This window comes from Luteimonas sp. MC1572 (genome assembly GCF_016615815.1).
Classification (GTDB): domain Bacteria; phylum Pseudomonadota; class Gammaproteobacteria; order Xanthomonadales; family Xanthomonadaceae; genus Luteimonas.
In genome coordinates, this window is sequence record NZ_CP067112.1 from 1,130,934 (window position 1) to 1,143,029 (window position 12,096).

The window sequence follows — 12,096 nt, forward strand, 5'->3', positions numbered from 1 at the left end:
AGCTCGCTTATCATCGCGTCTGGCCCACAGAGCCGGACGCGTCGCGGCCGGCGCCGATACCTTGAGCATCCGCCAGCTACCCGACACCCTCGTCAACCAGATCGCCGCAGGCGAAGTCATCGAACGCCCCGCGTCGGTGGTCAAGGAACTGGTCGAAAACGCGCTCGACGCCGGCGCGCGCCGCGTCGACATCGACATCGAGGAAGGCGGGGTGCGCCTGGTGCGCGTGCGCGACGACGGCGGTGGCGTGGAGCCAGCGCAGCTGCCGCTGGCGATCTCGCGCCACGCCACCAGCAAGATCGCCTCGCTCGACGACCTGGAAGTGGTGGCCACGCTCGGCTTCCGCGGCGAGGCCCTGCCGTCGATCGCCTCCGTCAGCCGCTTCACCATCACCTCGCGGCGCGAAGGCCAGGCGCACGGCGCCAGCCTGCAGGTCGATGGCGGCCAGGTCGGCGACGTCGCGCCGAGCGCGCATCCGGTCGGTACCACGGTCGAGGTGCGCGACCTGTTCTTCAACGTGCCGGCGCGGCGCAAGTTCCTGCGCGCCGAACGCACCGAGCTCGGGCACATCGAGGAGTGGCTGCGTTCGCTCGCACTCGCACGCCCCGACGTGGAGCTGCGGATCGCGCACAACGGCCGGCCGTCGCGGCGCTATCGCGGCGGCGACCTGGCCGGCAACGCCGCGGCGGGCGAGCGGCTGGTGGAAACGCTCGGCGACGGCTTCGCGCAGCAGGCGTTGCGCGTGGACCATGCCGTCAGCGCGCGCGAGGCCGGCGACGGCAGCGTGGCGCCGGCGCTGCGCGTGCACGGCTGGATCGCGCAGCCCACCTACTCGCGCGCCAGTGCCGACCAGCAGTACCTCTACGTCAACGGCCGCGCAGTGCGTGATCGCAGCGTCGCGCACGCGGTGAAGCAAGCGTATGCCGACGTGCTGTTCCACGGCCGCCAGCCGGCGTACGTGCTGTTCCTCGAGATCGACCCGGCGCGCGTGGATGTCAACGTGCATCCGGCCAAGCACGAGGTGCGCTTCCGCGACGCGCGGCTGGTGCACGATTTCGTTTATCGCGCGCTGCACGCGGCGCTGGCGGAGACGCGCGCCGGCAACGCGCCGCTGGTTGCCGCGGTGGGCGTGCAGGCCGAGGTATCGCGCGAACTGGCCGCGCAGGTCTCCTCGCAATCGCACCTGTCACTGGGCCTTGAGCAGGCGCGCGATGCGTACGCCGCGCTGTACGGCGCCGCGCTCCACGCCGGCGCCGTGTCGGCCGTGTCCGAAGGCGGCACGGCGGCGTGGCCTGCATTCCCGGCGACGGCGCAGCCGTTGCCCGCGACCGGCGAGGACGGCATTCCACCGCTGGGGTTCGCGCTTGCCCAGCTGCACGGCATCTTCATCCTCAGCGAAGCCGCCGACGGGCTGGTGGTGGTGGACATGCACGCCGCGCACGAGCGCATCGGCTACGAAAAGCTCAAGAACGCCCACGACGGCGCCGGCGTGCGCGTGCAGCCGCTGCTGGTGCCGCAGCCGGTGGCGGTGAGCGAACGCGAGGCCGACATCGCCGAGCGCGAGGCGGCCACGCTCGGCGAGCTCGGCTTCGAGGTGTCTCGCACCGGGCCGCAGTCGCTGCTGCTGCGCGGGGTGCCGGCGCTGCTCGCGCAGGGCGACAGCGAAGCGCTGCTGCGCGACGTGCTGGCCGACCTGCGCGAGCATGGCGCCAGCCGCCGCGTGCGCGCGGCGCGCGACGAACTGCTCTCCACCATGGCCTGCCACGGTGCAGTGCGCGCCAATCGCCGGCTGACGATCGCCGAAATGAACGGCCTGCTGCGCGACATGGAGGCTACCGAGCGCTCCGGGCAATGCAATCACGGGCGTCCCACGTGGACGCGTTTCTCGCTCGCCGATATCGACCGCTGGTTCCTGAGGGGACGTTGATGACCCGACACATGACACGCGCCGGAACGGCCGCGGCAACGCTTGCCGCGGCACTCGCGCTCTCCGCGTGTGACCGCACGCCACCCGCGGCGGAAGCCGATGCCCAGCGTCCGCCGACCAGCCAGGCGATGATCTCCACCGAAGCGGAGTGGCGCGCCGAGCGCCGCGCGCGCCTGGTGGCGGAGGACGGCTGGACCAGCCTCATCGGCCTGCACTGGCTGGAGCTGCGCGCGCACTACGTCGGCAGCGACGCCACCAGCGGGATCCGTCTCGCCAACGGCCCGCCCAAGCTCGGGCTCGTGCAGCGCGACGGCGACCGCGTGTATTTCACGCCCGAGCGCGACGTGGCGGTGACGCTGGACGGCGCACCGCTCAAGGGGCGGGCCGAGCTGCACGACGACCACGCGGAAGCGCCCGGCGTGCTCGGCTTCGACGACGGCAAGGGCGTGTTGACGGTCCTCCGTCGCGGTCAGCGCAAGGCGCTGCGCGTGCGCCATGCCGACGCTGCCACGCGCGCCGGCTTCGGAAGCATCGAGTACTGGCCGGTGGATCCCGGCTGGCTGGTCGACGCACGCTTCATCGCCCATCCGGCTGGCCGCACCATCGAGATCGCCAGCATCACCGGCGGCGTGGAGCCGATGGCCAACCCGGGCGTCGTGGAGTTCGAACGCGACGGCACCGCGTACCGCCTGGAGGCGCTCGACGGCGGCGAAGGCGGCCTCTTCCTGATCCTGGCCGACCGCACCAGCGGCCACGGCAGCTATGGCGCCGGCCGCTACCTCGACGTCGCAGCGCCGGATGCGACGGGCAGGGTGAGCCTCAACTTCAACCGCGCCTACAATCCACCCTGTGCGTTCACGCCGTTCGCCACCTGCCCCCTGCCGCCGCCGGAGAACCGCCTGGACCTGGCGGTGACCGCGGGCGAAATGGCCTACGCCGCACCCGCCAACTGAACCCACGAACATCAGGAACGCCATGCCCCTCATCGGACGCCGCCTCGCCACGCCGCTGCTTGCCGCCACCCTCGCCATGTTCCTGCTGCCGGGCGCCGCGGCGCGCGACGCGACACAGGCCACCAGGCCCGCCGCGGCGCACACCGCGCCGGTGCCGCTGCTGTGGAAGGTCTCCGACGACGACAACGCGCTGTACCTGCTCGGCTCGTTCCACCTGCTGATGCCCGACGACTACCCGCTGTCGTCGGACGTCGACCTTGCATTCGCCGATGCCGAGAAGGTGCTGTTCGAGCTCTCGCCGGAGGAGATGGCCTCACCGCAGCTCGGGCTGCAGATGGCGCAAGCCGCGATGCGCACCGACGGCACCACGCTGGACAGCCAGTTGCCTGCCGACCTGGCCAGGAAGCTCGCGTCGTGGTCGGAAACCAATGCCGGACAGTTGGCCAAGCTGGGCATGGCGCCGGCCATGCTGCAGATGTTCGAGCCGTGGTTCGCCGGCCTGATGATCACCATCTCGCAGCTGACCGGCTATGGCCTCGACCCCGCATTGGGCCTCGATGCGCACATCGCGGCGCTCGCCGGGACCGCGCAGAAGCCGACCGCCGGACTTGAGAGCGGCGCACAGCAGATTGCCTTCCTCGACGGCATGGGCGCCGACGAGCAGCTGCAGATGCTGTCCGATGCGATCGACCAGGGCGCGGCCGGGCGCGAGGAAATGATGGCGCTGCACGCCGCCTGGCGCGCGGGCGATGTCGACCTGATCCTGCGCGAGATGGTGGCGGAGATGCGCCGGGAATATCCCGAGCTCTACCGCGTCATCAACGTGGAGCGCAACGACGCCTGGCTCCCGAAGCTGGAGCAGCGGCTGCGCGAGGACGGCAGCGACGACACCCTGGTGGTGGTCGGCGCGATGCACCTGCTGGGCGAGGACGGCGTGGTCGAGAAGCTGCGCGCCAGGGGCTACCAGGTGGAGCGCATCTGCTCGGCCTGCACTCAGCCCTGATGCGGTAGGGCAGGTGCTGGCCGCGCGGCCAGCATCACGATGCAGTCCACCGGGCAGGCCGGCACGCACAGCCGGCAGCCGGTGCACAGCGGCTCGATGACCACGTGCATGTGCTTGCCGGCGCCGACGATGGCGTCCACCGGGCAGGCCTGGATGCATTTCGTGCAGCCGATGCAGTCGGCTTCGATGACCAGTGCCACCTCGGGCGCAGCCTGCAGGCCAAGCGCGCGATCGTAGGGAATGGCCTCCGTGCCGAGCACGCGGGCCAGCGCCCGCGCCCCGGCATCACCGCCCGGCGGGCAGCGGTCGGTGCCGGCCTGGCCGGCGGCCATGGCTTCGGCGTAGGGCCGGCAGCCCGCGTAGCCGCACTGGCCGCACTGGGTCTGCGGCAGGATGCGATCGAGGCGTGCGCTGAGGTCCATCGCCCCGGGGCTGTCAGCGCACCGGCATGCCCGGCTCGGCGCCGGCATCGGCGCACAGCAGCGCCAGCGCGCCACCGTCGAAGCCGGCGGACAGGATCATGCCTTCGCTCACGCCGAAGCGCATCTTGCGCGGCGCCAGGTTGGCGATGAACACCACGTTGCGGCCCACCAGGGTGTCCGGTTCGCCATAGCTTGCGCGGATGCCGGAGAAGATCTGGCGGCGGCCGAGTTCGCCGGCATCGAGCTCGAAGCGCAGCAGCTTGTCGGAGCCTTCGACGAAGTCGCAAGCCAGCACCTTGCCGATGCGCAGGTCGAGCTTGGCGAAGTCGTCGATGCCGATGGTGGCGGGCGCATCTGCGGACGTCGAAGCAGCCCCGGCCTTGGCCGCGGCCTTGTCCAGCGGATCGCCGGCCAGCTTGAGGCTCGAGGCCTGCGGCACGGCCTGGGTGGGCTTGAGGTCTTCCTTGCTGGCTTCGGTCATGGCGGCGAGGTGCTTCGGGTCGATGCGGGTGAAGAGGGGTTGGTAGGCCTGGATGCGATGCGCCAGCAGCGGCTGCGCGAACGCGTCCCAGCTGTCGAGCGGGGCGGCAAGGAACGATTCCACCTGGCCGGCCATCGCCGGCAGCACCGGGCGCAGCGCGCCGGCCAGCACGCGGAACAGGTTCAGGCCCTGGGTGCAGACCGCATGCAGTTCCGCGTCGGCGCCATCCTGCTTGGCCAGCACCCACGGCTTCTTCTCGTCGATGTAGCGGTTGGCCTCGTCGGCCAGCGCCATCACCTGGCGCAGCACGCTGGCCGGCTCGTTGTTGGCGTAGGCCGTGCGCACGCCCTCCAGCGCGGCCACGAAGCGCGCATGCATGTCCGGGTCCGGCAGCGCGCCGGCGAGCATGCCGTCGAAGCGCTTGTCGATGAAGCCGGCGCAGCGGCTGGCGAGGTTCACAAACTTGCCGACGATGTCGGCGTTCACCCGCGCCACGAAGTCGGCGAGGTTCAGGTCGAGGTCGTCGACGCCGCCCGACGACTTGGCCGCGTAGTAATAGCGCAGCGCCTCCGCCGGCAGGCCGGCATCGAGCCAGGTGCGCGCCATGACGAAGGTGCCGCGCGACTTCGACATCTTGGCGCCGTCGACGGTCAGGTAGCCGTTGACGTGCAGGCGCGTGGGCGCGCGCAGGCCGGCACCGTGCAGCACCGCCGGCCAGAACAGGCCGTGGAAATTGACGATGTCCTTGCCGATGAAGTGGTGCATCTCGGCCTGGCTGTCGGCCGCGGTGAACGCGTCGAAGTCCAGGCCGTCGCGTTCGCACAGCGCCTGGAAGCTGGCCAGGTATCCGATCGGCGCATCGATCCAGACATACAGGTACTTGCCCGGATGCCCTGGAATCTCGAAGCCGAAGTAGGGTGCGTCGCGCGAGATGTCCCAGGCGCGCAGGCCACCCTCGCCGTCGACCCATTCCATCAGCTTGGCCTTGACGCCGGGCACGGCCATGTCGCCGGCCAGCCACTCGCGCAGGAATGCTTCGAACTGTCCGAGTTCGAAGAAGAAATGCTCGCTCTCGCGCAGTTCGGGTGCGCTACCGCTGACCACCGACACCGGGTCCACCAGTTCGGTGGGGGAATAGGTGGCGCCGCAGTGTTCGCAGTTGTCGCCGTACTGGTCGGCGGTGCCGCAGCGCGGGCAGGTGCCCTTCACGTAGCGGTCGGGCAGGAACATGCCCTTCACAGGGTCGTACAGCTGCGCCACGGAACGCCGGGTGACGTGGCCGGCGGCATCAAGGCGGCTGTAGATCGCTTCGGTGAGCGCGCGGTTGCGCGGCGAGTGGGTCGAGTCGTAGTGGTCGAAATCGACGCCGAACGCGGCGAAGTCGCGCTCGTGCCCGGCCTGGATGCCGGCGACGAAGGCTTCAGGCGTCGTGCCGGCCTTTTCCGCGGCGAGCATGATCGGCGTGCCGTGGGTGTCGTCGGCGCAGACGTAATGCACCGTGCCGCCGGCCATGCGCCGCGCGCGTACCCAGATGTCGGCCTGGACGTAGCCCACCAGGTGGCCGATGTGCAGCGGGCCGTTGGCGTAGGGCAGGGCGTTGGTGACGAGCGCGGGGCGGGGCATGAGGGCAACTGGTGGCGGACGATCGCGGATTATCGCACGCGGCCGCCGGGCGGCCGAAGGCGCGTCCGCTGCATCCGCGGGTGGTTGGCCGCTGCAGCCGCCCTGCAAACAAAAAGGGCCCGGCTTGCGCCGGGCCCCTGCGGAACAGTGATGCGAAAACGCTTAGAACTTGTAGGTCGCGCCCACGTAGATGAAGCGACCGATGTTGTCGTACAGCGCGGTGCCGAGGTCTGCACCGAAGTAGTTCACCGGCGGATCCTTGTCGAACACGTTGTCGACGCCGACGTACAGGTCGAGTCCGCTGTCGCCGAACTTATAGCCGGCCTGCAGGTTGTGGTAGACCCACGAACCGTTGCGGATCGGGCTCTGCGAACCCGGGTTGGAGCTGAAGCTCGCCGGCGTCACGCGGAGGTTGCCGTCCACGTAGTTCAGGTCCCACGAACCACGCCAGTTCCCCTTGCGGTACGTGCCGTTGAGCTGCGCGCGCCAGCGGGGGTCGGTGAAGTACGTGACGTACTCGATGAACTCATCCGGGAAATCCTGGAACGCCCACTCGCGCGACTGGATCATGCGCGTGCCGACGAAGCGCAGGGTGCTGTTGCCCCCGAACATCTCGAAGCGATAGTCCACCTCGAGGTCGACGCCGACGCGACGCGACTTGGCGAGGTTTTCGTTCAGCGCCAGCCAGTTCGTGATGCTGTAGGCCGGGAAGTCGCGACCCTGCGGATCGGTGTAGCCGCCAGCCGGAGCGCGGGTGATGAAGCTGCAGAACTTGTTGTTGATGCCGCCGGGCGAATCCACGCAACGCGACGCGTTGGTCTGCGCCGTGACGGCGCCGATCGCGTCGTGCAGGGTGACGCGCCAGTAGTCCAGCGAAACGCCGAGGCCTTCGACGAACTCGGGCTGCCAGACGAAGCCGAACGACACCGACTCCGCCTCTTCCTGCGACAGGTTCGGGTTGCCACCGCTCACGCCGGGGCGGTTCGCCGAGTAGGTGTCGACCCAGCCCACCGGTACGCCCAGCGCCGTGCAGTTGGCCTGGCGGAGTGCAACGTCCGGGGCGGTGGACGGACGGTTGGGGTTGGTGACCTGGTAGTTGCAGGGATCGTTGATGGTGGCGAAGTTCTGCGACTGCGGGTTGAACAGCTCACCGATGCTCGGCGCGCGGACGGCCTGGGCGTGCGTGCCGCGGAAGCGCAGCGACGGGATGATCGTCCAGTCGAGTCCGATGTTCCAGGTCACGGCCGAACCGATCGTGCTGTAGTCCGAATAGCGGCCGGCCAGGTCGATCGCGAGGCGCTCGATGCCCGGGAGGTCGCCCAGCACCGGGATGGTGGTCTCGGCGAACACTTCGGTCACGTCGTACTCGCCGCCGCGGCTCGGGATGGCGTTCAGGAACGTCAGGCCCAGGGCTGCCAGCGGATCGGTGTTTTCCCGGCTCTGTTCCTTGCGGTATTCAACGCCGCCCGCGAAGCCGACGTCACCCGCCGGCAGCGAGAACAGGCGGCTGTTGGACACCGTCGCCGAGACCACCTGCTGCTCGAGCTTCGAGGTGTTCAGCGAGTTGGTGTTGAACCATGCGGCGGCCTCGGAGCTGACGGCGCCGTTGCCGAACGTGCTGAACGGCACGCAGCCCGTGCGGGCGAAGGTCGAGTACGCGACGCCGGTGTGCGGATTGAGCGCGGTCGGATTGAGCGTGGTGCGGCAGACGATGTTGCCGGTGGCCGGATCGATGACCGAGTCCATGCCGGCGTGCCAGCGCTCGTTGATGCGGTTGTTGAGGTTGAGGCGCGAGATCGTCGTCTGGCCGTAGTTGGCCGAGGCCTCGTAGCTCCAGTCGTCGCCGAAGTAACCCTCGATGCCCAAGACCGCGCGTGCGGTCTGGCGCTCGACGTTCTCGCCACGGCGGCCGGCGTCGACGTTGAAGCGGGAAACCTGCAGGATCTTCTGGCCGTCGAGGACGGGAAGGGCCGAGGCGTCCATCAGTGCACCCAGCTCGGACGAGATGAACGCGTTGTCGCGACGGATGCGGATCGGCTGGTCGAAGGCGGGCTGACCGAAGAACTGCGACTCGGTCTTGCTGTACTTGCCTTCGAAGAACAGGCGATGGTTCTCGTCAAGGTCGAAGTTGACCACGCTGTTGAAGCTGAAGCGGTCGAACGCAGGCTGCAGGTCCGCCACCGAGTTCAGGTCGGCGAAGTCGCAATCCACGCAGGACGACGCGCTGACGACGGTGCCGTCGTAGCGGTTGGGGCGGAAGCTGCCGTCCTGATCGAAGACGTAGCGGTTGCCCCAGGTGGCCGGGTTGGCCGGGTTGAACGTGCCGATGGTGAACGTGCCACCAAAGGAGATGGCGTGGTTGCCACCCGGGCCCGACATGATGGTCTGCGGGTTGCTTTCGCTCGGCGGCTTGCTGGCGTCGAAGTTCGGGTTCGGGATCGACACGAGGAACTCGCGGCCGATGCGGCGATCGCCACGGCCGAAGCGGTCCTGCTTGCTGTACTCGAGCGAGATCGCGGCCGAGCCGCGACCTTCGGCGAAGTCGCTGCCGCCGGAGAAGCTGACGAACGAGCGGTCGAAGCCACCTTCGCTGGCCTGGCCGGTCTGGCCGCGCAGCTCGAAGCCTTCGAACGACTTCTTCATGATGAAGTTGACCACGCCGGCAACGGCGTCAGCGCCGTAGACAGCCGAGGCGCCGCCGGTGATCACTTCCACGCGCTCGATCCACTCGGTCGGGATGGTGTTCACGTCGACCGCGGTCGAGCCGGGGCTGGCGCCCACGTGGCGGCGGCCGTTGACCAGCACCAGCGTGCGCGAGGTGCCCATGCCACGCAGGTCGAGCAGACCCAGGCCTGCGGTACCGATGAAGCGGGTGGAGTTGCCCAGGGTGTAGTTGGGCGAGAGGGCCGGAAGCTTGGTCATCAGGTCGCCGATGTTCACGGCGCCGGTTGCGCGGATTTCTTCCGCGGTGATGGCCGTGACCGGCGACGGCGTGACGAAGCCGGCGCGCGCAATGCGGGAGCCGGTGACCGTGACGCGGTCCAGGTCGGTGGTGGCCTGGCTGCTGCTGGATTCGTTCGGCGCTGCATCCTGCGCGAAGATCGGGCCAGCGGCCGGCAGGACGATTGCAGCAAGAAGGGCTGCGCTCAGGCGGCTCCGCCTGAACGTCGTGGTGTTGCGAAATGACATGGATGACTCCCCTGAAAAGATAACGACTCTTGGTTTCACGGGGGAGCGCCGCTGCAGGTTGTGCCGTGACGCTGCCGTGAAGGCCCGACACTACCATTGAGAAAGGTTTCGTTAAAGTCGCTTGAAGTTTTTGTTACGACTGCAGTCGCATTTTGCGGCGACGCGCGGCAGGCCGGTCATTCCCCGACTCTGTAGCCCCTGCATTGCACAGGGGCACGGCAGGCATCCCGGCGAGTGCCGGCAGTGCCAGTGGGCGTGACGCGAATTCCGGTGGATGCGCTTACTCGCGGATCCACACCTGCTCGCGGCAGATGAAGGCGACGCAGCCGGACACGCCGAGCTTGCCGTCGTCGATGAGCTTGAGCTTGGACTTGTAGGTCTTGCCCTTGGCGGGATCGAGGATGGTGCCGCCTTCCCAGCCGTCGCCGCCGGGTACAAGGTTCCAGAGGATGGTCATGCCTTTCACCGGCTTGTCCTTGTTGGCTCCCTTGCACTTGTCGCAGGTCGGATTGGGGCCGCGGGTGGAATGGAGGACCTCGACCACCTGGCCGCGCAGCTTGCCGCCGGATTCGGTGATCTCGACGATCGATTTCACCTTGCCGGTTTCGTCGTCGATGGTCTTCCAGCGCCCCACCGGGGAGGCCTGGGCGAAGGCGACCAGCGGCAGGAGCGCGGCCATCAGGGTCAACGTCTGGAAGGCACGCATGGAACTTCCTCGTGTGTGGGGGGCGCGCAACGCGCCGGCAGGCAGAGTTATACACAAGAATGGCCCTGGCTTGCGGCGGCGTCGAGCTCGCGCCCGCGTAGTTGATGGACGGGTCGTCCGGCATCCTGTGGGTCGGGTTGGGCGGTGGATTCGCGTTTGCGGCGTTGCATGGCGCAAGCTAGTGCCTCCAGTCGCATCGAACGGAAGATCAGGACGTGCTGTTCTCGAAGAATCGCGCCACACCGGGCACCCGGGTGCCGGCGCATGCAGTCCAGGGCACCCTCAAGCCCCTGCCCAGGATCCGCAACATCATCGCAGTGGGTTCGGGCAAGGGCGGCGTGGGCAAGTCCACGACCGCCGTCAATCTTGCCCTCGCGCTGGCTGCCGACGGCGCCCGGGTTGGCATCCTCGATGCCGACGTCTACGGCCCCAGCGTCCCGGCCATGCTGGGCCTGTCCGGCCGCCCGGACAGCCCGGACGGCAAGTCGATCACGCCGATGCGCGCGCACGGCGTCGAGGCCATGTCGATCGGCCTGCTGGTCGACCAGGACACGCCGATGATCTGGCGCGGGCCGATGGCGACCTCGGCGCTCACCCAGCTGCTCGGCGACACGCTGTGGGGTGGCGAGGACGGCCTGGATTACCTGGTGGTGGACCTGCCGCCGGGCACCGGCGACATCCAGCTCACCCTGGCGCAGAAGATCCCGGTGGCGGGCGCGGTCATCGTCACCACGCCGCAGGACATGGCCACGCTCGATGCGCGCAAGGCGCTGAAGATGTTCGAGAAGGTCGAGGTCGCGGTACTGGGCCTGGTCGAGAACATGGCGGTCCACGTATGCAGCAACTGCGGCCACGCGGAACACCTGTTCGGCCAGGGCGGCGGCGGCCGCATGGCGGAGCAGTACGGCGTGCCGCTGCTTGGCTCGCTGCCGCTGGAGCTTGCGATCCGCGAGCAGGGCGACGCCGGCGTGCCGGTGGTCGTATCGGCCCCCGCGTCGACTGCGGCCGAGGCCTATCGTGCGCTGGCCCGCAACCTGGTTGCCGAGCTCGAGAAGCGCCCGCGCGCGCCGAGCGGGATTTCCGCCTCGCTGGTCTGACCGGGAGCGGCCCGCGCCGGCCGGATGCCGCGGCCGCGCGCATTCCCTACAATCGCCGGTCCTGCCGCGCGGCCGCCGTGCCGCCGTGGCCACGCCAATCCGGGAACCGAATGAGCATCAAGTCCGACCGCTGGATCCGCCGCATGTCCGAAATGCCGGGAGGCATGATCGAGCCCTTCGAGCCCGGCCAGGTCAAGCACGCCGGCAACGGCGAGCGCATCGTCAGCTACGGCACCTCGAGCTACGGCTACGACGTGCGCTGCTCGCGCGAGTTCAAGGTGTTCACCAACATCAATTCCACCATCGTCGATCCCAAGCACTTCGACCCGAAGAGCTTCGTGGATATCGAGGCCGACGAATGCATCATCCCGCCGAACTCGTTCGCGCTGGCGCGCACCGTGGAGTACTTCCGCATCCCGCGCGACACGCTGGTGGTGTGCCTGGGCAAGAGCACCTACGCGCGCTGCGGGATCATCGTCAACGTCACGCCGCTGGAGCCCGAGTGGGAAGGCCACGTGACGCTGGAGTTCAGCAACACCACGCCGCTGCCGGCGCGCATCTACGCCAATGAAGGCGTGGCGCAGATGCTGTTCTTCCAGTCCGCGGCCGACGACGTCTGCGAGACCTCGTACAAGGACCGCGGCGGCAAGTACCAGGGGCAGACCGGGGTGACCCTGCCGCGCACCTGAGCGCGC

At 69.0% G+C, this 12,096-nt stretch carries 9 protein-coding genes; 5 read left to right on the top strand and 4 right to left on the bottom strand.

Annotated features, from left to right (window positions below; all coding sequences use genetic code 11):
- The first annotated feature begins 61 nt into the window (after positions 1-61).
- Genes mutL through JGR64_RS05140 form a run of 3 tightly spaced genes read left to right on the top strand, consistent with a single transcriptional unit; the run spans position 62 to position 3,883 of the window.
- Positions 62-1,927: a DNA mismatch repair endonuclease MutL gene (mutL, locus tag JGR64_RS05130; RefSeq protein WP_199375480.1), complete on the top strand. Its 1,866-nt coding sequence runs from the start codon at positions 62-64 to the stop codon at positions 1,925-1,927.
- Complete coding sequence (locus JGR64_RS05135) at positions 1,927-2,880, top strand: DUF1684 domain-containing protein (protein ID WP_233348390.1); 954 nt, start codon at positions 1,927-1,929, stop codon at positions 2,878-2,880. The genes mutL and JGR64_RS05135 overlap by 1 nt, the downstream gene beginning before the upstream one ends.
- Positions 2,881-2,902: 22 nt before the next feature.
- Positions 2,903-3,883 (top strand): TraB/GumN family protein, encoded by a 981-nt coding sequence (locus JGR64_RS05140; protein ID WP_199375482.1) that lies wholly within the window; start codon positions 2,903-2,905, stop codon positions 3,881-3,883.
- On the opposite strand, the gene rnfB is transcribed toward JGR64_RS05140, so the two are convergent.
- From rnfB to JGR64_RS05160, 4 genes are all read right to left on the bottom strand, one after another.
- Positions 3,874-4,305, bottom strand: coding sequence for an Rnf electron transport complex subunit RnfB (rnfB, locus tag JGR64_RS05145; protein WP_199375484.1), 432 nt, complete (start codon positions 4,303-4,305; stop codon positions 3,874-3,876). The two genes, JGR64_RS05140 and rnfB, sit on opposite strands and share 10 nt — an antisense overlap.
- A 13-nt stretch (positions 4,306-4,318) precedes the next feature.
- Positions 4,319-6,409, bottom strand: a complete 2,091-nt coding sequence (gene metG / locus JGR64_RS05150) for a methionine--tRNA ligase (protein WP_199375491.1) — start codon at positions 6,407-6,409, stop codon at positions 4,319-4,321.
- Positions 6,410-6,571: 162 nt separating this feature from the next.
- Positions 6,572-9,598 (bottom strand): TonB-dependent receptor, encoded by a 3,027-nt coding sequence (locus JGR64_RS05155; protein WP_199375493.1) that lies wholly within the window; start codon positions 9,596-9,598, stop codon positions 6,572-6,574.
- Between the two features lie 280 nt (positions 9,599-9,878).
- On the bottom strand, positions 9,879-10,304 hold the full coding sequence (locus JGR64_RS05160) for a DUF2147 domain-containing protein (protein ID WP_199375495.1): 426 nt from the start codon (positions 10,302-10,304) through the stop codon (positions 9,879-9,881).
- Between the two features lie 218 nt (positions 10,305-10,522).
- Here JGR64_RS05160 and apbC point away from each other — a divergent pair, with 218 nt between their 5' ends.
- Together apbC and dcd are read left to right on the top strand one after the other, a co-directional pair.
- Entirely contained in the window at positions 10,523-11,401 is an 879-nt protein-coding gene (gene apbC, locus JGR64_RS05165) for an iron-sulfur cluster carrier protein ApbC (RefSeq protein ID WP_199375749.1), read from the top strand.
- 110 nt (positions 11,402-11,511) lie between these two features.
- On the top strand, positions 11,512-12,090 hold the full coding sequence (gene dcd / locus JGR64_RS05170; protein ID WP_199375497.1) for a dCTP deaminase: 579 nt from the start codon (positions 11,512-11,514) through the stop codon (positions 12,088-12,090).
- Positions 12,091-12,096: the final 6 nt, after the last annotated feature.